This is a genomic window from Peptoniphilus sp. SGI.035 (assembly GCF_050315115.1).
Taxonomy (GTDB): domain Bacteria; phylum Bacillota; class Clostridia; order Tissierellales; family Peptoniphilaceae; genus Peptoniphilus_A.
In genome coordinates this window covers 120,952-146,986 of sequence record NZ_JBNPOJ010000001.1, presented here as the reverse complement: position 1 = coordinate 146,986, position 26,035 = coordinate 120,952, and the positions used below count along the sequence as shown (strand labels likewise).

20 protein-coding genes are annotated in these 26,035 nt (G+C 29.5%); 18 read left to right on the top strand and 2 right to left on the bottom strand.

What is annotated here, in order from left to right; translation table 11 throughout:
* The first annotated feature begins 67 nt into the window (after positions 1-67).
* Positions 68-5,743, top strand: a complete 5,676-nt coding sequence (locus ACQRC6_RS00725) for a S8 family serine peptidase (RefSeq protein WP_427847286.1) — start codon at positions 68-70, stop codon at positions 5,741-5,743.
* Positions 5,744-6,052: 309 nt separating this feature from the next.
* Here ACQRC6_RS00725 and ACQRC6_RS00720 read toward each other — a convergent pair whose 3' ends face one another.
* Entirely contained in the window at positions 6,053-6,475 is a 423-nt protein-coding gene (locus tag ACQRC6_RS00720) for a Fur family transcriptional regulator (protein ID WP_427847285.1), read from the bottom strand.
* Between the two features lie 126 nt (positions 6,476-6,601).
* Here ACQRC6_RS00720 and ACQRC6_RS00715 point away from each other — a divergent pair, with 126 nt between their 5' ends.
* The 3 genes from ACQRC6_RS00715 to ACQRC6_RS00705 are packed head-to-tail and all read left to right on the top strand — an operon-like array spanning position 6,602 to position 9,086.
* Complete coding sequence (locus tag ACQRC6_RS00715) at positions 6,602-7,636, top strand: metal ABC transporter substrate-binding protein (protein ID WP_427847284.1); 1,035 nt, start codon at positions 6,602-6,604, stop codon at positions 7,634-7,636.
* Positions 7,636-8,295, top strand: a complete 660-nt coding sequence (locus tag ACQRC6_RS00710) for a metal ABC transporter ATP-binding protein (protein WP_427847283.1) — start codon at positions 7,636-7,638, stop codon at positions 8,293-8,295. Before ACQRC6_RS00715 ends, ACQRC6_RS00710 begins: the two co-directional genes overlap by 1 nt.
* Positions 8,295-9,086, top strand: coding sequence for a metal ABC transporter permease (locus ACQRC6_RS00705; RefSeq protein WP_427847282.1), 792 nt, complete (start codon positions 8,295-8,297; stop codon positions 9,084-9,086). Before ACQRC6_RS00710 ends, ACQRC6_RS00705 begins: the two co-directional genes overlap by 1 nt.
* Positions 9,087-9,143: 57 nt before the next feature.
* Here ACQRC6_RS00705 and ACQRC6_RS00700 read toward each other — a convergent pair whose 3' ends face one another.
* Positions 9,144-9,761 (bottom strand): hypothetical protein, encoded by a 618-nt coding sequence (locus ACQRC6_RS00700; protein WP_427847281.1) that lies wholly within the window; start codon positions 9,759-9,761, stop codon positions 9,144-9,146.
* A gap of 443 nt (positions 9,762-10,204) precedes the next feature.
* Here ACQRC6_RS00700 and aroB point away from each other — a divergent pair, with 443 nt between their 5' ends.
* The 14 genes from aroB to ACQRC6_RS00630 all read left to right on the top strand — a co-directional run bounded on the left by aroB (position 10,205) and on the right by ACQRC6_RS00630 (position 26,035).
* Complete coding sequence (aroB, locus tag ACQRC6_RS00695) at positions 10,205-11,248, top strand: 3-dehydroquinate synthase (protein ID WP_427847280.1); 1,044 nt, start codon at positions 10,205-10,207, stop codon at positions 11,246-11,248.
* Entirely contained in the window at positions 11,241-12,476 is a 1,236-nt protein-coding gene (locus tag ACQRC6_RS00690) for a 3-phosphoshikimate 1-carboxyvinyltransferase (protein ID WP_427847279.1), read from the top strand. The genes aroB and ACQRC6_RS00690 overlap by 8 nt, the downstream gene beginning before the upstream one ends.
* Entirely contained in the window at positions 12,466-13,551 is a 1,086-nt protein-coding gene (gene aroC / locus ACQRC6_RS00685; protein ID WP_427847278.1) for a chorismate synthase, read from the top strand. Before ACQRC6_RS00690 ends, aroC begins: the two co-directional genes overlap by 11 nt.
* Complete coding sequence (locus tag ACQRC6_RS00680; protein ID WP_427847277.1) at positions 13,548-15,056, top strand: shikimate kinase; 1,509 nt, start codon at positions 13,548-13,550, stop codon at positions 15,054-15,056. The genes aroC and ACQRC6_RS00680 overlap by 4 nt, the downstream gene beginning before the upstream one ends.
* Complete coding sequence (aroQ, locus tag ACQRC6_RS00675; protein ID WP_320850144.1) at positions 15,037-15,477, top strand: type II 3-dehydroquinate dehydratase; 441 nt, start codon at positions 15,037-15,039, stop codon at positions 15,475-15,477. The genes ACQRC6_RS00680 and aroQ overlap by 20 nt, the downstream gene beginning before the upstream one ends.
* Positions 15,474-17,486 (top strand): aminodeoxychorismate synthase component I, encoded by a 2,013-nt coding sequence (gene pabB, locus ACQRC6_RS00670; RefSeq protein ID WP_427847276.1) that lies wholly within the window; start codon positions 15,474-15,476, stop codon positions 17,484-17,486. The genes aroQ and pabB overlap by 4 nt, the downstream gene beginning before the upstream one ends.
* A complete protein-coding gene (aroF, locus tag ACQRC6_RS00665; RefSeq protein ID WP_427847275.1) occupies positions 17,486-18,274 on the top strand; it encodes a 3-deoxy-7-phosphoheptulonate synthase in 789 nt (262 codons plus the stop codon). The genes pabB and aroF overlap by 1 nt, the downstream gene beginning before the upstream one ends.
* A complete protein-coding gene (locus tag ACQRC6_RS00660; protein WP_427847274.1) occupies positions 18,258-18,971 on the top strand; it encodes an aminotransferase class IV in 714 nt (237 codons plus the stop codon). Before aroF ends, ACQRC6_RS00660 begins: the two co-directional genes overlap by 17 nt.
* Before the next feature lie 123 nt (positions 18,972-19,094).
* Entirely contained in the window at positions 19,095-19,565 is a 471-nt protein-coding gene (gene ybaK, locus ACQRC6_RS00655; RefSeq protein ID WP_293558691.1) for a Cys-tRNA(Pro) deacylase, read from the top strand.
* A gap of 2 nt (positions 19,566-19,567) precedes the next feature.
* Positions 19,568-21,232: a phospho-sugar mutase gene (locus ACQRC6_RS00650; protein WP_427847273.1), complete on the top strand. Its 1,665-nt coding sequence runs from the start codon at positions 19,568-19,570 to the stop codon at positions 21,230-21,232.
* Between the two features lie 4 nt (positions 21,233-21,236).
* A complete protein-coding gene (locus ACQRC6_RS00645) occupies positions 21,237-22,145 on the top strand; it encodes a tagatose-6-phosphate kinase (protein ID WP_427847272.1) in 909 nt (302 codons plus the stop codon).
* Between the two features lie 8 nt (positions 22,146-22,153).
* Positions 22,154-22,705 carry an isochorismatase family protein gene (locus ACQRC6_RS00640; protein ID WP_427847271.1) on the top strand — a complete coding sequence of 184 codons (552 nt, stop codon included), beginning with the start codon at positions 22,154-22,156 and terminating at the stop codon, positions 22,703-22,705.
* 68 nt (positions 22,706-22,773) lie between these two features.
* Positions 22,774-23,796, top strand: coding sequence for a metallophosphoesterase family protein (locus ACQRC6_RS00635; RefSeq protein ID WP_427847270.1), 1,023 nt, complete (start codon positions 22,774-22,776; stop codon positions 23,794-23,796).
* Positions 23,786-26,035 carry an ATP-binding protein gene (locus ACQRC6_RS00630; protein ID WP_427847269.1) on the top strand — a complete coding sequence of 750 codons (2,250 nt, stop codon included), beginning with the start codon at positions 23,786-23,788 and terminating at the stop codon, positions 26,033-26,035. Before ACQRC6_RS00635 ends, ACQRC6_RS00630 begins: the two co-directional genes overlap by 11 nt.

Genomic DNA, 26,035 nt, shown 5'->3' with positions numbered 1-26,035 from the left:
GGCTTAACCAAAGTATAAAGTTATAAAAAATTTATCAAAGTAAAATACTAAATACGAAAGGAAAAGTATGAAAAACATAGCAAAAAGATCTTTAAGCTTTATTTTAGCACTTGTGTTATTTTTAGGGATTATTCCATATTCAGTTATGGCAAAAGGTCCTGAAGGTGAAAACTCAAGTGAAGTAACTAGAGAAAATTTTCCTCTAGTTGAAGCTTTTTTAGATGGAAAAATAGATACTGCAAAAGATGTACAGAGAAGAGTATATATACTTGAGTTTGAAAAAAGTAAAAGAGATAGTATAATTGCAAAACTTAATAAAATTGAGGGCTTAAAGATAAAGTATAGTTACGACTCTCTTTTTAATGGTGTATCTGTAGAAACTTATACAAATACACTTGACCAAGTGAAAGCAATAGATGGAATAAAAAATATTCAAGAAAATGGGACTTTTGTACCACAAAATTTAAATGCAAGAAGCATGACAAAAGTAAACGAAGCAGTAAAATATGCAGAAGAAGTTAGAAAGGAAAAACTTGACGGTCGAGGAACAGTTGTTGCTGTAATAGACTCTGGAATGGATATTAATCATCCTGCAATGAGAATAGATGATGATGCAAAACCCTATGTAAAGATAAAAGAAAATAAAATTCAAAAGGGCTTTACATTAAAAGTACCTCATGGTTTTAATTATCTCGGGGGATCTTTCGATTTAATGGAAAGAACTCCAAGAGCTCACGGAATGCACGTATCAGGAATTGTAGCAGGGAACTCAACTGATTTTAAAGGAGTTGCTCCAAATGCACAATTATTCATGTATAGAATGTTTTCTGACAGAATGTATCCAACTATTGATAAGGATGGAAAACCGACACAAGATTATGGACAATTTGAATATGGTGGAGACGATGCAGTCTATCATGCTATGGAAGATGCTGTAAAAAATGGAGCTGACGTAATAAGTATGTCCATAGGTCAAGCAGGGAATGGTTATATAGGAGATATTTACTACAAAGCCGTTAGAAATGCAGCAGAAAAGGGTGTAGTTGTAGTATCAGCTATTGGAAATTATAGTTCATCAGCTTCTGGAGATACTTTTGGTTTTTATCCAGATAATAATGCTAAATTAGTGGATAATTCTGCTATGACATATATTGCATCAGTTGGTGAAGGACTTTCAGTAGGTTCTACAACTAACGATAAAGTTCCACTAGATACTGTAAACATTGGTGGCACAGATTTCCATCATAAATATATGGGCAGCGATGAGGCAAATAAGCAGTTTACAAAGAACAAAGAATATGAATTTGTATTTGTTGGAAATGGTAGAGAAAAGGCTGTAAAAGATCTTGATTTAAAAGGTAAAGTTGCTGTTGGACTTAGAGGTGGTGGAACAATATACGATAAGTTTGAAAATGCAGCTAAAAAAGGGGCTGTGGGATATATTCTCATAAATGCACCTATATATTATAGTAGAGATCACTACAAACAATATCCAGTAATGGATTACGATACAGACAAGCTGACAATAGATAGAATTAATACATCTAAAATGTGGATCACAAGTATTGATGGAACGCAGGGAGATATTCTTAGAAAAATGATAAAAGATTCTCCAAAACAAAAAGTCGAATTTAAAGATGAAAAAACTCTCGTATCTATCAATAAAGACACTAAAGTATCAGGTTTTTCTGGTTGGGGACCTAATGCGGAACTAGAACTTAAACCGGAAATAGTAGCTCCTGGAGAAAATGTATATTCAACTTATCATAATGGCGAGTATGGACTTATGTCTGGAACATCAATGTCAACTCCTCATATTGCAGGAATTTCTGCAATTCTAAAAAACAAAGTAACAGAACTAATAAATAGTGGAGCCAATTATGAAGGTGGCAGGGTAAAACTAAATAAAATACTACTAATGAATACTGCAGATCCTCTTATGGATACGGCAGAATCTAGCACAGAATCCTCTCCACGCAGGCAGGGCGCTGGAATGGTAAATGCTTATGATGCACTAAGGGCAAATGTCTTAGTTACACATAATGATAAAGGTGCTGTCGAATTAAAAGAGATTCAAACAAATACTGTAAAATTTAACTTGAAAATTAAAAATTATTCAAATGAAGCTCAAAAATTTCAAGTGAATTTTGGACCTGTGCTTGGAGAAACTGTAAAAGAGTTTTCAAAACCTAATATGGCAGATTCAGCGAGAAAATATAATGATTTTGAAGATGAATTTGAAAACCATACTGTTTATGAAACACGCTCAAAGGCAATAGTAGGTGCAAGCATAAATTCAAATATGGAATATGTAGAGTTAAAACCTAAGGAAGAAAAAGAAATAAGCATCACATTAAATACAGGAAAATCAAAAGATGAATTTGTAGAAGGATTTATCTATCTTGATGCTGAAAATCCAGAAAAACAACCGGGATTGTCAATTCCTTATTTTGGTTACAAAGGCGATTGGAATGCAGGTAAAATCATTGATTCGCCAGCATGGGAAGATGATTCCATTTATAAATTAACGACAGTGCTTGCTACTAAGGAAGCACATCACGATGATTCACAAGGTTTCATAGAACTTGGAAAAGATAAAGATGGTAAAATAGACCCTAATAAAATTGCTTTTTCAAATAAAGGAATAAGAGCATGGGACGGAGTAGCTGCAAGAATAATTCCATTGAGAGAAGCTAGGGATTTAGAAGTGTCAATAGTTGATAAAGATCACAAACTTGTGAGAATATTATCGACATCTAAATATTTTAGAAAGTTTTTTGCACAATTCCCATTAGAAAATAAATGGCAATTTGATAATAAATTCTTAGCGCCAAATCCACTTTTACAATGGAATGGCGAGGTATATGTAAGTAGAGATGGTCAATTTGATGATGAGGAAGCTTATCCAGGAATTATGGTTCCAGCAAATGAAGGACAATATTATTTCAGAATAAGAGCTCGCGTAAAGAAAAACGCACCTTATCAAGAGCTATATATGCCTGTTAGAATTGATAACAAAAGTCCAAAGATGACAATGATTCCGACATTTGGTGCAAACACAGCAAGTTTTAAAATCAGTGATGATCATGGGCTTGCATTTGTTGGTGCAAGTATAGATGGAAAAATAGTTCCAGTTCAAAAAATTGGCGATGATGAATATAAAATTGAAAATTTAGATGAGCATATCAATAAATTGACTAGATCAGCACTTCGTATAGAGGCAATGGATACTGCAGGAAATATTATGGAAGGATACAGTGTAGACTTAAATAAAAATGCAGAAGAAAGTACAGCTGTTTCTCATAAAGCTGACACAAGACCTGGTGCCATAGTCTATACAGAACTTGATGATGATACTGAAGCTAAGTTTAGACCAGAACTTTCAAAAATGATGTATAATTGGCGTGAAACAAATTTGAGCACTAAAGATATATCAAAAATCGAAGATAAAATTTATTTTACGACAGAATTCTTCAATATGCCTGAAGGTACTGAAAACTACAGAATGAGATTGACATCTTACAATTATAGTAAAAATGGATACAATCCTATGACAGATATCTTGGGATTGGGAACAGGTGGAAGAGTTCCAAGTCAACACCTTGAAATTCAAGAAGGATTTAATATTATAAATGTAACAGTTTATAATAAAGATAATCCTGACGAAATATTATATAGCAAGGGTCATATTATACTATTAGATAGTGAAGCACCAGAATTTAAAATAGATACTTCAAAAATTGGAAAAGACGATTCAAATATATTTGACTCTAGTGAGTATATATTTACAAATTCAGACACTATAAACATTAAGGGTGAGGTAAGTGATTCTAATGACAATTGGTCTATGTTCATCAATGGAGATAATGTAGCAAGTGAAAATCTACCAGGAATTATGGGAGAGAATAAGGTAGAATTTAATCGTGAAATATCTGTAAAAGATGGCGATTTAATAACACTATATGCAGAGGATAGGCATCACAATAAGAGTAAAGAATTAAAATATAGAGTTGCCTTTGATGATGTTGCACCGACAATAAATGTCAAGAATCAAAGTTTTGAAGGCAGCGATGTACTTGATGTTGAAATCAAAGACGATAGAAGCATAGCTGATGAGGCAAAAATTATCCTCGTAAATGGTAAGCTTTATGAAAGTGGAAGCCAACTTTCAAAATATGGAGATAACTACATTATCCAAGTAATAGCTACTGACAGAGCGGGAAATATTTCTGAAAAGATTATTGACGCAAGCAAAAAAGAAGATAAGAATGTCGAATTTCCTGAAATACCATTAAAGAAAGATGCCTTTGAATTTAGCGATTTAAATGATGTAAATTCTATACTAGAATTACCAAGTGATTATAGTGCAGAAATTTTAGATAAGGCAAAAATTGAACAAGTAGATGGAAATAAGCAAGTAGCAAAAATTAAGATAAGAATAAAGAATGAGGAAAATATTTATAAGACAAGAGAATATATACTGCCAATTAAACAAGCTATTTATGAAGAAGTAGAAGGAGTTGCTTCTGGAATTAAGGCTGAAGAAGATTTAAAAGCTAAGAAACGTCCAGGACGCTATACAAGTGAAACTTTAAATATAGCTCTCAAGAAAGATAAATTCTTGGCTGAAGAATTAAAAGATATAAATGTATTATTTGATTTACCTAATGGAGTAAGTGCAAGACTTATAAAAACAATTGATGCAAATAAAGTAGGCAAAACTCTTGTAGAAGTTGAATTTACAAAGGCTGGCAAAACTTATAGACAGGATTATAATATTGAAATTCTTCCAATACCAGATGCTAAATTAATCAAATTAAATGTAAATGAGGATGAATTAAATAATATAGCTAGCTTATTTGAAAAACCAGAAGGAATAAGCGTTTCTTTAAAAGATTCTAAAGACGAAGGAAGAAACAAGAAGAAAATAGTAGTTTTAATAAAAGATAATTATGGAAATGAAGTTGAGAAAGAATACACTATTAATATTTTAAAAACTCCTTCAACAAAAGTAGAAACACCAAGCACTCCATTATCGCCTATTGATACAAGTAAAAAATTAGACGATGATAGTTATTACTCATACCAAACTTATCCAAGAATGAGCGGGTATAAACAACCTTCAAAGGTAAATGAAGTAAGGGCGGTTGATAATAAAAAAGAAACTAAAGAAAGCAACAAAAATGAGAATAGTTTTGTAAAATTAACTGACATAGACAATCATTGGGCAAAAAATATTATACAAGAAGCTGTTCAAAAAAATATTATAAAGGGCTATCCTGATAATACCTTTAGACCAGACAATCCTGCAACTAGAGCAGAATACGTATCTATTTTGAATAGAGTATTAGATTTAGATGATGTAGCGGGAGATTTTAAGTTTAAAGATATAAATAGTTCTGATTGGTATTATAAGGACGTTAAAAAATTGGTTCTCAATAATATAGTAAAAGGCAGATCAGAAGATGAATTTTCTCCTAATGGTAATATAACAAGAGAAGAAGCAATTACAATGATAGTTAGATATCTAAAGATGAAAAATATAGATATAAAAGCTAGTGCAAAGATTGAATTTAAAGATGCAAATACTATCTCCGACTGGGCAAGAGAAGATATGGAAATAGCATATAATCTCGGACTTATAAAAGGAGATACAGAAGGACAAATACTTCCTAAAAAAATGGCAACAAGGGCTGAAATTGTACAGATGATTAGCAATTTAGCAAAAATCCTTAAAAAATAAAGGCTCTATGTCAAATTATGAGGAGGCTCGATATTATCGAGTCTCTTTTTAATGTAAAATTTAAATAATACAAAAACTAGTGTTGTTGATCTATTATGAACATTATTATAGAAAAAATAAAAGAAACTTCTGCGGGGTGTACAGAAGTCTCTTTTATTTGTCAAATATAAGTAAAGGATGTAAAATAATTTTTATTATCTTACTAAGTATATTATAACTCCATATCAGCAAAAGTAAAGAAAAATTTTATAATGCGAATCATATTCCACATTGTGAATTACAATGAATATAAAATTAAAATTAATTCATTTAAGAATTCTTATCTTTTTGGCAATTAGGGCAGATGCCACGAAGTTCTACTATATGATTTGTAACAGTGTAACCTGTTTCCCTTTCTGCAATATTTTCAAATTCAGAAATTGGACAATTTTCTATGGCAGAAATTTTCCCACATTTATCGCATACGATGTAATGTCGGTGTCCCATATTTGCAAATTCAAAATAGTAAAGTCCATTGTGATATAAATTCTTTTTTAAAATATTTTTTTCAGTGAGTTCGTTTAACATTCGATAAAGGGAAGTGAAGCTTGGCAAAGATTTTTTATCCACTGCTTCATAAATTTCTTCAGTATTCATTGGTACATGGGAACTGTAAAGTAAATTTAGAAGTGCTAATCTTCCCTTAGTTATTTTCAAATCATTTTTCCTTAGTATATCTTCAAAGCTTTTCAAAAAACCACCCGCTTTCAATTTTTAATATTATTATAACAAAATTTATTTAATTTCAAAAATTACTTTAACAATAAATAATTAGTGCTATAATAATTAATGGAAATCATTATTATTTAGGAGGAAAAAATGAAAAATATTAAGAAAATTTTATTTTTATTAGCAGGAATTGTTTTATTTTCAGGCTGTTCCAAGGGTGCAGATATGAAAAATTCTACAAAAGAAGATACAAGTAAGGAAGGTCTAAAGGTATATGCTTCAGTTTATCCAATGTATGATTTTGCAAAGAAAATTGCTGGAGACAAATTAGATGTAGAAATGGTAATGCCACAGGGAATTGAACCTCATGGATGGGAACCAGATTCTAATGCAATTAAAAATCTTGAAAATGCAAATATGTTTATTTACAATGGTGCAGGTCTTGAATCTTGGACAGACAAAGTTGTTAATTCTTTATCAAACAAAGATTTAAAAGTTGTGGAAGCATCAAAAGGTGTTGAACTAATTAAGTCAGCTCATGATGAAGATGAAGAAGAACATGAACATGAAAAAGTTGAAAACAACAAAAACCACGATGCAGCTAAAGAAAACAACAATCATAGTCATGAAGACGGTCATGATCACGAAGATCACGAGCATGGTCCAATGGATCCTCACGTATGGATTTCACCAAAGAATGCAAAAATAGAAATGGAAAACATAAAAAATGCTTTTGTTGAACTTGACAAAGAAAATGCAGATTATTATGAGTCAAATTACCAAAAATATGCTAAAATGTTAGATGAACTTGATGCAAAATACAGTGAATCTTTAAATAAACTTCCAAACAAGACAATTGTAGTAAGCCATGAAGCTTATGGATATTTATGTAAAGAATATGGTCTTACTCAAATTGGTATAAAGGGCGTTAACGCAGAAACTGAACCTGATGCAAAGAAAATGGCGGAAATAATTAATTACATCAAGGAAAATAAAATAAAAACTATTTTCACAGAAGAATTAATTGATCCAAAAGTTTCAAAAATTATTGCCGATGAAACTGGATGCGAGGTAAAAGTTCTTTCTCCAATTGAAGGCCTTAGCGAAGAAGAAATTAAAAACAATGAAGAATATTTTAGCATCATGGATAAAAATTTAGAAAATTTAGTGGGTGCTTTAAAATAGTGAAGGAAAAATTGTTAGAAATCAAAAATCTAAGTTTTAAATACAGTGATGAATTAGTTTTAGATGACATAAATTTTGATGTTTATAGGGGCGACTATATCGCCCTTATAGGTTCTAACGGTGCTGGAAAGTCGACATTAGTTAAGCTGATATTAAATCAACTTAAACCACTTACTGGCACCATTTCTTTTTATACAAAAAATGGATTAAAGGACATTGGTTATGTTCCACAACTTTCCATTCCATCAAGCTTGGAATTTCCAATAACTGTAACGGAACTTTTATCTCTTGCACTTTATCCAAAGAACAAGGGATTTAAAAGATTAAAGGAATACGACAAAGAAAAAATTATCAATGCTTTAAATCTCGTTGGCATGGAAAAATACAAGGATAGACTTTACACAGAATTATCTGGAGGACAAAGACAGAGAGTTTTAATTGCAAAAACACTTGTGGCAACACCAGAATTTTTAATTTTAGACGAGCCAATGACAGGAGTAGATAAGGAGTCCAAGGATTCATTATTTCATCTCTTGAGCCATATAAATATGAAACACGAAATTACAATTCTAATGATCACACATAATCTTGAAGAAGTTGAAGAAAATGTAAACAAAGTTTTTGAGATAAAAGACAAAAAAATTAGGGAAGTGAAATAATGGAAATTTTTCAGTATTCATATATGATTAAAGCGCTAATTGTTGGAGCATTTTTGTCAATAATTATTCCGTGCATGGGAGTTGTAGTTGTAAACAAAAAGATTTCAGTGATTGGAGATGCACTTTCTCACGTTTCCCTTGCTGGTGTAATGCTTGGACTTATTACTTCAATTTCACCAGTGCTTGGTGCACTTTTATTATGTATAGTTGGTTCAATTTTTCTTGAATATGTTAGGAAAAAATTTCCTGGGTATCAAGAAATTTCCACTGCAATTTTAATGAGTACAGGAATTGGTCTTGCTTCACTTTTTTCTGGATTTGTAAAAACTAGTGCAAACTTTGAAGAATATCTTTTTGGTTCAATAATTGCTATTCCAGAATTTGATTTTTATTTAATTTTAATAGTTTCAATAATTGTATTTATTTTATTTTTCTATTTATTTACAGACCTCATGTATATTTCCTTTGACGAGTCTTCGGCAAGACTATCGGGAGTAAATGTAGATAGAATAAATTTGATTTTTATGATTTTAATCGCAGTTACAATTTCTGTTTCAGCAAGAACTGTTGGGATTTTAATCATATCATCTCTCATGGTAGTGCCAGTAGCCTGCGCAATGCAATTTAAGCTAGGCTATTTAAAGACGACTATACTTTCGTCTATCTTCGGTTTTATTTTTACAATAATTGGACTTGTATCATCCTTTTACATTGGACTTAAACCTGGTGGAGCAATAGTATTAATTGGAGTTTTATTTTTAACGATTATACTCTTAATAAAGAAAAAATAAGAGTGAGGATTTTGATTGACCTCACTCTTTATTAATATCTTATGTTTTAATTTTTAACTATAGACGACCGTAGTGAACATAATCTTCTTCATAGAAATATTTAAAATGTGAAGATGTTCCTGTTACGGAAAAATACAAATTACCACTCTCGCCAATGCCAACACTTCTGCTACCAGTAGTGCTAATTGCACCATTATTATAGAAGTCCCCATTAATTGAGTAATAAATTCTTGTGTTAGTTTCTATGTTATAGTACATATTGCCGTTGAAAGTTTTTGTAACAGAATTATACTCTCTATTCATATTAACATTTAAGATTTTATAAATATAATAAGTATCGTGACCAGAATCAACTTGAATATAAAATTTTAGTGTAGGTTTATAATCTGGACTTACATTTAAAGTTTTAGATAATGTAGTATAAGAAAAATCTCTTAATTTAGCTTCATTATTAGTTGAAAAATCTCCTCCAAGAATAGAATATATTTCCTTTTCATTATAGCCATCTTCCAGCATAGTATTGAACATTTCATCATAAGTTAATAGCTTTTTTTCAGAAAAGTCAACATCTATACTTTCTTTTTGGATATTTAATTTATCTGAATTAACAAATACTGCAGTAGAGATACAAAAAACTACTAAACTTAAAAGTAAGAATTTTTTAAATAAATTCATGACTGTTTTCCTAAAAAATAAATAATTTTAATAAAATTAACATAAGCTATAAAATAAAACAAAGAGAAAATTTATTTTAATTATATTTATAATCCAAGATTATATAAACAAATGAAAAAAGCAAAAACAATAAAAGCTATAAAAGTGCAGAGGTATGTGAGAATATAGTATTCTTTTTTAAAGGATTTTTTAAAATCAGAAAAACCTAGCTTTCCAAGTATGATAGGGAAAAAAGGTAATAAAATAATTAAAAATTGTCTAAATAAATAATTAGAATAATCGCTCATATAATCACCTCATTTTAATTATAATATATTTTTGTTAATGTGCAATGATATTTAGATAAAGTGAGAATAAAAATATTTTAGCTTAAAGCTAATAAGATTCTTTATTTATAGGCATCTTTGTTTTATTATAGAGAGAGCAAGGCATAGGAGTGTTTTATGAAAATTCAAGTTAAAGAAAATAATTATACAATAGATATTGTTTATAAATGTGATGAAAAGTTAAGGAATTATTTATTTCAAAATAAAGATGCAAAATATTTAGTAATAACTGATGAAAATGTCTATAATCTTTACAGTGAAAGATTAAAAAATATTATGTATGGATTAAATTTTTATATTTTCAAATTTCCTGCAGGAGAAAAATCTAAATCCATGGAAAATTATATAAATATTAATAAGTTTTTGCTGGAAAATAATTTTAACAGAGGAGATATTATAATTGCCTTTGGTGGCGGAGTTGTAGGTGATATTTCTGGATTTGTCGCAGCAACATATTTAAGGGGAATTGATTTTATTTCTGTGCCGACAACGTTACTTTCCATGATTGATTCTTCAGTTGGCGGCAAAAATGGAATTAACTTTATGAATTTAAAAAATCAAATAGGCTCTTTTTATTTTCCAAAATATGTCTACATTGATTACAGCTTTTTAGAAACTTTAGACCACAGAAATATTAACAATGGACTTGCAGAAATTTTTAAATATTCTGTGTTAAAAGATAAAAATCTTTTTGATTATTTAAAGTCCTGTGACAAACTTGATTATGAAAAAATAATTTATAAATCTCTAAATATTAAACTTGATTTTGTGAAAGACGATGAGAAAGATAGGGGTAAAAGACAAAAATTAAATCTTGGCCATACTATTGGTCACGGAATTGAATCTATCTCGGATTATAAATTAAATCATGGAGAGAGCATTGGAATTGGAACAATTTATATGGCAAGGGCTGCTTATAAAATGGGCATTGCAGAAAGTGATTTTTCAAAAGAATTAATTTTAGCCTTTAAAAATTACAATCTTCCAACAAGTTATGATTTTGATACAGATGAGATTTTAGAGATTTTAAAACACGATAAAAAGATAAATAAAAACCTTATAAATGTAATTCTTCCAATAAAAATTGGCGAAGTAATAAATAAAAAAATCACTTTTGATGAACTAAGAGAAATTATTGATTTGGGTAAGGAAAATGAATAGAGTTATTGAAAATAAAAAACTTTCTGGAGAGATTTTGGGGATAACATCAAAATCCTATGCACATAGGGCTATTTTTTGTGCGGCAATAGCAAAGGGAAATTCAATAATTGAGATAAGCGACCTTTCAAAGGATATTGAAGCTTCAATAAATGTAATAAAATCTTTGGGAGTTGAAGTTATAAAAAAAGAGAATAAGTTTTATATAAATCCTCCCAAAACTTACAAAAATCAAGTAACCTTGGATGTAAATGAAAGTGGAACTACTCTTAGATTTTTACTTCCAATTGTTGCTACACTTGGCATTGATGCAAAAATTATAAGAAGGGGAAGTTTAATTAATCGAACAAATTCAGTTTATTTTCATGAATTTCCAAAACACGGTGTAGATATTTATGAAAAGGACGATGCTATTTTTGTAAGAGGAAAACTAAAAGACTATAACTTCACACTTCCAGCAAATATTAGTTCACAATTTGTTTCAGGCTTTATGATTGCATCAGGATTTTATGGCGAAGATTTTAAAGTTAAAATTACCACTGAAATGGAATCAAAACCCTACATCGACATGACAATTGATATAATGGAAAAATTTGGAAGTTGTGTAATAGAAGGGGAAAGGGAATATATTTGCAGGGGCAAATTTAAGGCAATAGATTATGTTGTAGAGAAAGATTGGAGCAATGCTTTATTTTTCTTGGCAAGTGGTGTAAAGGTCAAGGGATTGGATAAAAATTCTAAGCAAGGAGATAGAAGAGCGATTGAAATTTTTAGGGCTTTGGGATATGAAAATATCTCAAAAGAGGATTTTCAATTTAAAAGAGTTAAAGCTCCAGAGAAAAAAATTATTATAGATTCTAAAAATATGCCTGATGCAGTTCCTATTCTTTCAGTGCTTGCTGCAGCATCCAATATAGAGACAGAAGTTGTAAATATAAAAAGATTAAAATTAAAGGAAAGCGACAGAGTAAAGAGCACAGTTGAGATGTTAAATAATTTAGGAGTAGATGTTAAGCTAAAAGAAAATTCATTTACTTTTAGAGGAATAGAAAAATTTAAAGGTGTAAAAATTGATTCACATAAGGATCACAGAATTGCAATGGCAGCATCTATTGCAGCAACTTTTGCAGAAGGTCCTATTACAATAAATAACAGCGATTGCGTGGAAAAATCCTACAAAAACTTTTTTAAGGATTTTAAATCTTTGGGAGGAATTTCATATGTCCTATAGTTTTGGTAAAAATTTTAAAGTAACTTTATTTGGTCAATCTCATTCTAAAGAAATAGGTATTTTAATTGAGGGAATAAGTGCAGGCTATAAAATAAATAGAGATTTAATTGCAAAAAATTTAGATAGAAGAAGACCGGGCAAAAATAAATTTTCAACGGCTAGATGTGAACTGGATGACTTTCAAATTATAAGCGGCGAAGTTAATGGAATAACTTGTGGTGCTCCTCTTACTTTTGTAATTGAAAACAAGGACCAAAGAAGCAGCGACTATGAAAATTTAAAAGACCATCCTCGCCCATCTCACGCAGATTATCCAGCTTATGTAAAATATGGTGGATTTAACGATATTAGAGGTGGAGGACAATTTTCTGGCAGGATTACGGCTCCAATTGTAATCGCTGGTTCTATTGCAGAGGATTTGCTATTAAATAGAGGAATAAAAATTTTTTCAAGAATAAAAAGTATTGGAACTGTAAAGGATGTCGATATAAATTTTAATGATATTGATGAAGAAATTTTTTATGACTTAAAAAATCAAGACATGCCAGTTTATGATAAGTGCTCAAGAGAAAAAATGAAAAGTGAAATTTTAAAAGCAAAGGAAAGGGAAGATTCTATTGGCGGAATTGTGGAAACTTTTATTTTAAACATGCCAGCGGGAATTGGAGAACCCTTCTTTGATTCAGTTGAATCAGTTATTTCTCATGCAGTTTTTTCTATTCCAGGAGTTAAGGGAATTGAATTTGGGAGCGGATTTGAAGCTGCAAAAATGACGGGCAGTAGCCATAATGATGAGTATTATTATGATGATGGAAAAGTTAAGACTAAAACAAATAATCATGGTGGAGTAATTGGTGGACTTACTACATCTATGCCAATAATTTTTAGAACCGCAATAAAACCGACTAGCTCCATTGGGAAAACGCAATATACAATATCATTAAAAAATAAAACAAGGGAAAAGTTAAATATTCATGGAAGGCATGATCCTTCAATTGTGCCTCGTGCATTAGTTGCCGTTGAAATGATTTCTGCAATTGCAATCTTAGATTTAGTTATGGAAGGTGAAAGATGAAAAATTTAGATGAATCGAGAAAAACATTAGATCAAATTGATTCACAAATTGTAGATCTTTTAGAAAATCGACTGAAGATTTCAAAGGAAATTGGAATTTATAAATTAAACAACAATTTAAATACAGAAGATTCATCTCGTGAAGATAAAATTATAAAAAAACTGGAAAATAAAATAGCTCCCGAATTTAAAAATTCTATAAGACCAATTTACAGTGAAATTTTTAGTGAAAGCAAAAAAATTATTACAAAAGTAAAAAATGAAAATTTTAAGTATGGTTTAATTGGAGAGAACTTATCTCATAGCAAATCTAAGGAAATTCACGAACTATTTGGAAAATATAATTACAATTTAAAGGACTTAAAAAAAAGTGACGTTGAAAGTTTTTTTGAAAATAAAAATTTTATCGGCATAAATGTCACAATTCCTTACAAAGAAATCTCGATGAAATATTTAAACTATGTGGATGACCTTGCAAGAGAAATTGGTGCAGTGAATACTATTGTAAATCGAGCCGGAAAATTAATTGGATACAACACAGATTATTTTGGATTTGATTATAGTTTAAATCACTTTGATATAAATATTAAAGACAAAAAAGTTTTGATTCTTGGAAGTGGTGGAGCGAGCAAAATGATACAAAAACTTGCAAGAGATAAAGGTGCAAAAAGTGTAATTGTGATAAGCAGAAATGGCGAAAATAATTACGAAACATTAGATAAATTTAAAGACTACAATATTTTAATTAATGCAACACCTGTTGGAATGTATCCAAATAATATGGAGTGCAAAGTTGATCTCGATAAATTTCAAGATTTAGAAAGTGTAATTGATTTAATTTATAACCCACTAAATACAAAATTAATTTTAGATGCAAAAAGACTTGGATTAAAAACTATGTCTGGACTTTTGATGTTAGTTGTACAAGCTTTTTTTGCAGCAGAATTATTTTTAGATGAAAAACTAGACAAGTGTTTAATAAAAAAAGTCTATTTAAAGTTAAAAAGGGATATGCAAAATATAGTCTTTGTTGGAATGCCATCTGCTGGCAAGACTACAATGGCAACGCTCTTGTCAGAAAAATTAAATAGAGAATTTTTTGACACAGATAAATTAATCGAAGAAAGAGAAGGAAAAATTCCTGAAATTTTTAAAAACAAGGGCGAAAAATATTTTAGAGAAGTGGAAACTAAAATTTTAAATGAGGTTTCAAAAAAAACTGGGGTAGTAATTGCGACTGGCGGCGGCACACCTTTAAAAGAAATAAATAGAAATTTAATTTTGCAAAATTCTCTGGTAATTTATTTAGATAGAGACTTAAAAAATCTTGAAACAGAGGGAAGACCTCTTTCTAAAAACTTAGATAATCTTAAAAAAATGTATGAAATTAGACATAAAATTTACGAAGATATTTCTCACATAAAAATAAAAGTAATTGAAGATAAAGAAAAAAATTTAGAAAAAATTTTGGAGGAAATCAAAAATTATGAAAATTTTAGTAATTGACGGCCCAAATATAAATATGCTTGGAATTCGTGAAGTGAATATTTATGGAAGCAAAAGCTATGACACTTTATTAAAATTATTAGATGAAGTTGCCCTTGAAGAAAATATTGATATAAAACACTTTCAATCAAATTATGAGGGAGCAATTGTCGATGAAATTCAAAAAGCCTATCAAAAAATTGATGGCATAGTTATAAATGCAGCTGCCTACACTCACACAAGTGTTGCAATTTTAGATGCTCTTAAATCTGTGAGTATTCCAACAGTTGAAGTTCACATTTCAAAAGTTTCAGAGCGTGAAGATTTTAGACAAATAAATTTTATTAAGTCCTATGCGATAAAATCCTTTGAAGGATTTGGCATAGACGGATACAAAAAGGCAATAATATATCTAAAAAATTATTTAAAGGGGCAAAAATGAAATCACTTATAATTGATAATTACGATTCTTACACATACAATCTTTTTCAATTAATAGGAAAAGTTAGTGGAGTAGAGCCAATTGTAATTAAAAATGACGAGATGACTTACGAAGAAATTTTAGATTTAGACTTTGACAATGTAATTATTTCTCCAGGTCCTGGAAGTCCAGAAAAGGAAAAAGACTTTGGGGTGTGTAAAGATATTATTGAAAAATTAAACAAGCCAATTTTGGGAATTTGTCTTGGACATCAAGGAATATATTATTACAATGGTGGAAAAATTTTAAAAGCGAGAGAGCCAATGCACGGCAGACAAAGTAAAGTAATTCACAATGGCAAAAATTTATTTAAGGGAATAAAAAATAATTTTAAAGTAACAAGGTACCATTCCTTAATTTGCGAGGACAAAGAACTTGAAAATATAAATATTGATGCAAGGACAAGTGATGGCGTTGTTATGGCAATTTCTCACAAGAAAAAGCCAATTTATGGAGTTCAGTTTCATCCCGAGTCCATAGCAAGCGAATGTGGAGAACAATTAATAGAAAATTTTATAAATATTTGTCAAGAATTTTATAAAACAAGGGAACTTTATTATGAAATAATTGATAAGAGTTTTGACACTCAAAATATTTATGACAAAATTTATAATTTTTATGAAGGAGCTCTTTGGCTAGATAGCAGCAAGGTAGAAGAAGGACTTTCAAGATTCTCTATCTTTGGACTTCAAGGGCCTAAGAGTCATACACTTAAATACGATGTTGATAAAAAAATCGTAGAAAAATCCTTTGAAAATTCTTCAGAAGTAGAATTTTATAATATAGATATTTTTGATTTTTTAAAAGAAAATCGAAAAAGGTGGAGTTATGATGAATCACTTCCCTTTGATTTTCAATTGGGATATATTGGTTACTTTGGTTATGAATTAAAAAAAGATACAGAAAATGTAACAAACAAATATTCCTATGGATATCCCGATGCCTATTTTAAATATTGCGATAGAGCCATAGTTTATGACCATAAAGAAGAAAAATTATATTTTCTTTCCTATGTTGATGACAAAAATTGGATAGATGAAATAAAAAATATTTTAGAAAAAGAAATTGAAATAAAAAAAGATGATAATACAAAAAAAGATTTTCCAAAATTAAAATTTGTAAAGGACAAAGAAACTTACATTAATGACATAAAAAAAATAAAGGAATTAATTTGTGAAGGGGAAACCTATGAAGTATGTCTAACAAATAGACTAGATATTTTTGATAAAATTAATGGAAAAAAATATTATGAATATTTGCGAGAAAAAAGTCCTGGACAATACAGTGCCTACTTGCCCTTTGATGAAATAAAAATTGCGTGTTCTTCAATGGAAAGATTTTTAAATGTAGATAAAAATAATTTTGTTACCACAAAGCCAATTAAGGGCACTATAAAAAGAGGAGATTCTTTAGAAGAAGATCAAAAATTAATTGAAGAGTTAAGAAATGAAGAAAAAACAAAGTCAGAAAATCTTATGATTGTAGATTTATTACGCAACGATTTGGGTAAATTTTGTGAAATTGGTTCAGTTGAAGTGCCAAAATTAATGGATGTGGAAACTTATAAAACTCTGCACCAACTTGTTACTACAGTTTCTGGAAAAATTAAAGATGATGTTGATATAATAGATGTGTTGAAAAAAACTTTTCCAGGTGGATCAATGACAGGTGCTCCTAAAAAAAGAACATTGGAAATAATAGATGAATTGGAAAATTATCCACGAGGAGTTTATTCAGGAACTATTGGATATGTTTCAAATAATTCTACAATGGATTTTAATATTGTAATTAGAACTGCATTAATTGAAGATGATAAAACTACTATTGGCGTTGGTGGAGCAATTATTATTCTATCAGATGAAGAGGAAGAGTTCGACGAAATTGTTTTAAAGGCAAAGGGCTCACTTCTTGCACTGCAATCTTATTACAATAATTTTGACAAAATAGATATTGAGGGAAGCAAAGGATAATGAAAGATAAATTAAGTAAAGGAAAAATTGTAAAAATTAAAGATGTAAAGGTGGGCGGAGGAAAGCCTATTATTATAGCAGGCCCTTGCTCTATTGAATCTCGTGAACACATCGTTGACGAGGCTTTATCATTAAAAGAAATAGGAGTAGACATACTTCGCGGTGGTGCCTTTAAACCAAGGACAAGTCCCTTTGACTTTCAAGGTCTTGGGTTTGAGGCAGTTAAATATTTAAAGGAAGCGTCAGAAAAAAGCAATCTTCCCATAGTAACGGAAGTATTAAGTGAAGATCATGTTGAGAAAATGAAAGATTATGTAGATGCCTTTCAAATAGGTTCTAGAAATATGTATAATTATGCTCTTTTAAAAAAAGTTGGAAAAACAATGAAACCAATAATTTTAAAAAGAGGATTTTCTGCAACTTTAAGAGAATGGGAGATGGCTGCAAAATATATTGAAGCGGAAGGAAACGAAAATATAATTTTTTGTGAGAGAGGTATAAGGACTTTTGAAACTGAACTTAGAAACACATTAGATCTTGCAGGAGCCTATACATTAAAAGAAAAAACTCTCTATCCCGTAATTGTAGATCCAAGTCATGGCACAGGCAAAAGAGAATTAATTTTCCCAATGGTGAAAGCTGTGCTTGCACTTGGACTTGACGGAGTGATGATTGAAGTTCATCCAAACCCTGATGAAGCAATGAGTGATGCGGCACAAACTATTGACTATAAGACCTATGAAAGAATTGCAAATTATGTAGGAGAATTTAATGAAAATAGAATTTGACGATGGATTTTCCTTTGGGAAGGGTGCCTTTGAAACTATAAAAGTAGTGAATGGTCTCCCTTTGTTTTTAGATGCTCATTTGAAAAGGCTTAAAAATTCTTTGGATTTTTTTGAAATAAAAACTGATATTGATAAAAAAAAGATTTATGAATATATAGATAAATCAAATAATAAAAACTTTGCTATGAAACTAATTATTTCAGATAAAAATTTTATTATTACTTCAAGAGAAGATAATTATAGGAAAGATAATAAGTCTTATAAACTGAAAATTTCCAAAGTCAGAAGAAACTCAACTTCAAAGATAATTTATCACAAGAGTCTTTCCTATTATGAAAATATTATAGAACATAGATGGGCCGTAGATAGTGGTTATGATTCAGCCTTATTTTTAAATGAAAGAGAAGAAGTAAGTGAAACTTCTTTCGCCAATATATTTTTTGTAAAAAATGATAAGATTTATACGCCAAAGGTTTCATCGGGACTTTTAAGGGGAACAATGCGAGAATTTTTGATTAAGAATTTTGAAATTATTGAAGATAAAATTTGCGCCAAGAATTTAGATAGTTTCGATGAGTGTTTTATTTCAAATTCACTAATGGGCGTTAGGAATGTAGTTTCCATTGATGAAATAAAATTTAATAGTAACGAGAAGACAAAAACAATACAAGATTATTTAAAAAAATTTGGATTTTAAAAGACTAGTAGGCTAGCTTTTTTTATAAAAAATTTTAATGAATTTATAAATTAACATTTAATATCAATAGATGAAGAAGAAACTTTTTTGTTGTAAAATTAATATAGATGAAAAGGTGATTTTATGAAAAAAACTAATGCAATGAGAATTCTTGAAAGTGAAAATATAAATTTTGAAATAATTGAATACTCAACTAAGGACGGAATTGGTGGAGTAGATGTTGCAGAAAAGTTGGGAGAAGACAAGGATAGAGTTTTTAAAACTCTTGTTACAGAAGCAAAAGACGGCGAACACTATGTATTTGTTGTTCCAGTTTCTAGTGAGCTTGATTTAAAAAAAGCAGCCAAGGCATCAAATTCTAAAAAAATTGAAATGATTCCACAAAAAAAGTTGCTTCCACTCACTGGTTATGTCCACGGTGGTTGTTCGCCAGTTGGAATGAAAAAGTCTTTTAAAACTTTTATTGATTCATCAGCTGAAGACCTAGACTTTTTTTATGTAAGTGGTGGGAAAGTTGGCTTGCAAATAAAAGTAAATCCAAGAGAACTCATTTCTGCAATTGATGGAGAATTTTCGGATATTAAAAAGGAGTAAGTATGTACAGAGATATTTATGAAAAATGGCTTGCAAGTGAAAATGTAGATGCAAATTTAAAAAATGAACTTATCGCTATAAAAGATAATGAAGAAGAAATTGAAGATAGATTTTACAAAAATTTAGAATTTGGAACTGCAGGTCTTCGTGGAATTTTAGGTGCAGGTACAAATAGAATGAATTATTTGACTGTTGGGAAAACTGCGGTTGCACTTTCAAATTTAATTGAAAATCTTGGTGAAGACGCAAAAAAAAGAGGGGTAGTAATTGGACGCGACATAAGGCATTTTTCCTACGAATTTTCTATTTTGACTGCAAAAATATTGGCAGAAAAGGGGATCACTGTTTATTTATTTCCAGGAATTACTCCAACACCACTTCTTGCTTATTCAATAAGATATTTAAAAACAATTTCTGGAATAATGATTACTGCATCTCACAATCCAAAAAATTACAATGGATTTAAACTTTATTGGGAGAAGGGTTCTCAAATTTTATCGGACATTGCAGATAAAATGGAAGAAGAGTCACAAAATGTTGACATCTTAAATTTTAATTTTACTGGGCTAAAAAAATTAGGCGAATACGAAAATATTAAATTTATTGGTGAAAAAGTTACAAAATCTTTTTACAGAAATACGCTAAAACACACATTGACTGACGATGTTGACAAGGATATAAAGATTATTTACACCCCATTAAGTGGATGTGGCAATAAATTTGTGAGGAAAATTTTAGACCTTAGCGGTTTTAAAAGGGTAATTGTTGTTCCAGAACAAGAAAATCCAGATGGAGATTTTACAAATGTCACAAATCCAAACCCTGAAGATATAAGAGCTTTTGATAGGGCAATTGAGCTTGCGAAAAAAGAAAATGCTGATATAATTATTGCAACAGATCCAGATTCAGACAGAGTTGCTGTTGTAGAAATGGATGGCGAAATTTTTAGAATCACGGGAAATCAAATGGGCTTTATCCTTGGCAATTTTATTTTGGAAAGAATTAAGGATAAAAATATTGAAAGGGGAGCAATAGTAAAGACAGTTGTAACTAGTGATTTAATTAAAAAAATTGCAAAAAACTTTGGAGTTGAAGTCTTTGAAACTTTAACTGGTTTTAAAAATATTTGCAATCTTCCAAATATTTGGGAAGAAAATCACGAAAAGAATTTCATTTTTGGCTACGAAGAGTCCATAGGTTATGTAATTGGAGATCACATTAGGGACAAGGATGCCATTGGCACGTCAATGATTGTAGCAGAGATGGCAGGCTATTTAAAGAAGAGAAATTTAAAAATAAAAGATTATCTTGAAGAAATTTATAAAAAATATGGATATTTTGAAGAATACTTAGACTCAATTTATTTTGAAGGAAAAGATGGAAAAGTAATCATGAAAAAAATCATGGATGACTTTAGAAAAATTGAGGACTTTGAAAAAATAGGCGAGCTAAAGAAAAAAGTTGATTTTATAAAGGATAAAGAAAATCCACAAGATCTATTAAAATTTTACTTTGACGATGAAACTTGGTTTGCGCTTAGACCTTCGGGAACAGAACCAAAACTAAAAATTTACGCTTATGCAGTTTCTGAAAATAAAGAGGAAGCAAAAAAAATAATAAATGCAATGAAAGAAGAAATAATGGAAAAAATTGAGGCAAGTAGGTGATTGTATGATACTATTTTGTGATTTTAATCCAAAAATTGTTAGAGAATATATATTAAATAGCGAGATGGAAAATATTATTGAAAGTTCTAAAATTTATCCAAGTGGCAAAGGGATATATATGTCTTTATTTGCGAAAAAAATTGGCGTGGACTCGGAAGTTTTTATGCTAAAGGGAAGTGGAAGGGGAAGAGAAATTGCTCTTACTCTAAGTAGACTTGGAATCGACATAAATTATACTGCGCTAAAAGACGAAAATGTGGAAGAAGTTATGATAAAGGGCAAAAATTTTGAAAAAAGATACAAGACTAAAGACCCAAGAATTACTATGGAAGATAGAAATGATATTTTAAATTCCTTTGAAAGAGCATTGTATAATAAAAAAATTGCAGTAATTCCAAGAATTAACTTATTTGGGCTTGACGATGAAATTTACGAAAAACTTATTAAAATTTGTTATAAAAACAACACAAAAGTTGCTGTAAATCCAAAAAATCTTGATGCAATAGAAAAGACAAACCCATATATTTTAATGTTTGATAAAGATGACATTGAAAGGGAAAGAAAAATAAATTATACAGGTGAAGTAATTGAATTTAATAAAAAATTTATAAAATCTGGAACAAAAATTGTCTTTGTAAATAGTAAGAGAGCCACGATTATTTCAACTGAAGATAAAAATTATAGGGCTTATGTAAATAAACAAAAACTAGAGAGAAATGAAATCACAGAGAAACTAGACAGCTCCTTATCCCTTGCAGGTCTTGCCATGGCGATTGATAGAGATTACGATTTTATCACTTCAATAAAACTTGCAATATCCTGTGGAGTGTGGGAAAATTTTGTTGAAAAAGATAAAATAGAAATGAGTGCTATTAAAAAAATAATGAATAGTGTTGAAGTTGAAGAAATTTAGGAGGATAAATGAAGAATTTTCACTTAAAAAGAGAGAATGTTCTCTTTGCCTTTATTGACATTCAAGATAAATTATTAAAGGCAATTTATAACAAAGAAGAAATTGTAAAAAATTCTGCAATTTTGGCAAAAGTTGCAAGTATTATTGGAGCAGAGGCAATTTACACAGTTCAATATCCAAAGGGACTTGGATACACTAATGAAGATGTAAAAGCTCCACTAGAGGACAAAGAAGAATTTGGAAAGCTAAATTTTAATTCTTACGACGATGAAAATATTAAAAGAGAAATTGACAGACTTGGAAAGAAACAAATTATTATTTGTGGCATGGAAACACATATTTGCATTTTCCAAACAGTTAGAGCACTTTTAGAAGCAGGTTTTGAAGTTTTTGTTGTTGAGGATGCACTTGGTTCAAGGACAGAGAAAAACTCTAAGAATGGAATAGAGCTTCTCCGTGAAATGGGAGCAGTGGTTACAAATACAGAAACAGTATTATTCGACTTAGCAGGCATTGCAGGTACGGATGAATTTAAAACCTTACAAAAATTAATACTTTGACGATGATGAGCTTCCTCCAGAAGCTCTTTTTTGATTATAAACTGTGATATAATTATTTTGGTGATGAAATGAAAATAATTCATGCAGCAGATTTACATTTAAAAAAATTTTATAAGGGAAAACTTCCTCTTGAGATTTCAAATATACTTTTAGAGGATACTTGGCGTGCCTTTAGAGATGTAGTAAACTTCTCAAATGAAGTTAATGCAGATATTTTTTTAATTGCTGGGGATTTATTTGAAAGAGAATTTTTTTATCTAAGAGATTTAAGAAGATTTTTAAATATAATCGAAGAAATTAAAGCAAAGGTATTTGTGGTTTTTGGAAATCACGATTATCTTTCCAGCGACAATTTATTTTTAAAGGTGGATTTGCCAGAAAATTTATATATATTTAATAGCGAGCTTGATTTTTATGAATTAAAAGATTTAAACACGAGAATATATGGCATCTCCTACGACAATTACAATTTTAAAAAAGATTTTAGCAGCGTTAAACTTGATAAAAATTTTATAAATATTGGACTTTTTCACTCTGATTTAAAGGATGATAGATATATGCCTCTTGATGAAAAATTTTTAAGAGAGTTTAATTATGTTGCACTTGGTCATATTCACAAGAGAGGAAGTATCTTTAGCAATGTCTATTATTCTGGTTCGCTAATTCCACTTTCTTTTAAAGATGATGGCGAGAGGGGAATAATTTTTTTAGATGATGAGAAAAAAATTATAGAATTTAAAAACTTTTCAAAGAGAAAGTTTGTAAATTTAGAAATAAAAATAAATAAGGACATGAATTTTTCTGAAATTTTAAAAAATGTTCAAGATAAAATTTCTGCAGAGGATCTTTATAGAATTATTTTAAAGGGTTCAAGTCATAACAGAATGGAAATCGAAAGTTTTCTTCGAGATAATTTATCGGCATTTTATTTTGAAATAATTAATGAAATGACAGAAGAAAAAGAACTTGATTATGAAATTAAAGATAAATATATTTTAGAACTTCTGGACACTTTTTCTAATAGCGATATTGAAAGAGATGCACGAGAAATTTCAAAGGATTACATTTTGGAGCAATATTATGGTATTTAAAGAATTGGGAATTTTAAATTTTGGAAAATTTGAAAATAAAATAATAGAGCTTGATGAGGGAATAAATTTAATTTCTGGCAAAAATGAAGGCGGCAAGTCCACAATTGTAAATTTTATAGATGGAATTTTTTACGGATTTAGCCGAGATTCCCTTGCTAGAAAAGTTCGTGACGATATTTTTGAAAAATCTAGACCTTGGAATTCAAATTTTTATAGAGGTTATGTTGTTTTAAGTGAAGGTAAAGAAAATTTTAGAATAAGTAGAGATTTTAATAGCGATGAAATTTCGATTATAAACACAAATCACGGTGAAGATTTATCCAAGGATGAGAGGAATTATTTGTATTCAAGAATTCCACAGCCGGGAGCCTTGTTTTTTGAAATAAGCAGGAAAATTTATAGATCTAGCTTTTTTATTTCTCAAAGGCTATCACAAGTGGAAGATGATGCGGCAGAGGAATTAAAGAGTAAAATTGATAATTTTTCTGTTTCTCAAGATGAGAATATAGATTTAACAAAGGTTTTAGACAAGATGAAAGATGATCTTTATGATTTAGGATCTAAGAGGCGCAAAACTTCAGAAATTGGAAGAATTTATGCTGAACTTGAGAAAATTACTTCTGAAAAATTAAATTATGCAAAAGTTAGAGAAAGTTATGAGAAAACTGCTGACGATTATAAAGCTTCCAGGGAAAAGTTACGAACTTTGGAGGATAATTTAAGAGGGAGAAAACTTTTTGAACTTGAAATTTTAAAAAAGAAGTTAAAAGAAATTGAAGAAGAAAAATCAAAAGAAGATGAAAATTTTGTTTTTTCAGACTTGGAAAAGGCAATTGAAATAAATAGAACTACGGGGTTTTATTTAAGTAAACTTGACGATTTAATTTCACAAGAAGGAAATAGTTATGAAATTGACGACGATGTGGAAGAGGATTACAAGAGATTTAAAGATATTAAAGAGGAAATTTCAATTTTAAATGAAAATAATTTTTCTAAAGAGATTGAAATAATTTCTGGGGACATAAAAAATATTGAAAAAAAGGTATTAAAATACTTTTTAAAAGTATTATTTTCGGCAATTGTCGGTGTAGGAATAGTTTTTCTTTCAATTTATTTTAAAAAATATTTTTTAATAATTTTTTCTCTTTTATTTTTTACATATTCTTATTTTAGAATTGTAAAATTTAGAGAAAACAAGGATTTACTAAATAGACTTAGAAGTAAACTCATAGATTTTAAGAAAAAATCAATGGATAAAACCATAAAGAAAAGAAATTTTGATAAGGATTTTGCAGAGCTTCTTGAAAAATACGATGCAAGAGATGTAAAGGCATTATCAGAAATTTTAGAAAAGAAAAAGGAATTAAATTTAAAAAATATTTCTAAAAACGAGTACAATGAAAGCTGGAAAGAAAAAAAACATCTTGAAATAGAAAAGACTAAGGAAAAAATTACAAATTATGAAGAAGAACTTAGTAAAATTTTTGAAAAATATTCTGTAAAAAATATAAAAGAACTAAAAAATTTATTTTATGATTACAAGGGTTCTAATGACAAGGAAATAAGTGAGTACAAATATAGAATTGAAGAACTGGAAAAAGAAAATTTAAGGGGTGAAATTTACTCGCAGGAGTCCCTAGAACTTATTTCAAAAAACATTAAAGAAACAACTATGGAAATCTCAAACTTGGAGGGAAGCTTAAATGCTCAAGAAGAATCCATGGAAAAACTTAGAACTTTGGAAGAAAAATCCTTTGAGTTAAAGGATAAGCTAAAAGAGTTAGAGTATAAGAGAAGTTTAATTGAGCTATCCATAGAAAAGTTTGAAGAATTTATAAAATTAAAAAGAAGGGACACTCTGCCTATTTTAAAAAATAATATTTCAAAATATTTGGAGAAAATGACAAACTTTAAGTACAATGAAATTTTAATTGATGACAGATTTGAAATAAAGGTATATGATAAATTTGTTGGCAATTATGTTGATTTACATAATCTAAGCCTTGGTACTATTGATCAAATTTATCTCGCCTTTAGACTTTCTATTTCGAAAATAATTACAGACAAAAAAATTCCCATTGTACTTGATAGCCATTTCGATAGTTATGATGATGATAGACTAAAAAATACTCTCGATGTATTAAAGGATGAGGAGCAAGTTTTAATTTTTTCAAGTTCAAGTCGGGAAAGAGAAATTTTAGATAAATACAATTTAGCATATAAATTTATTAAACTTTGA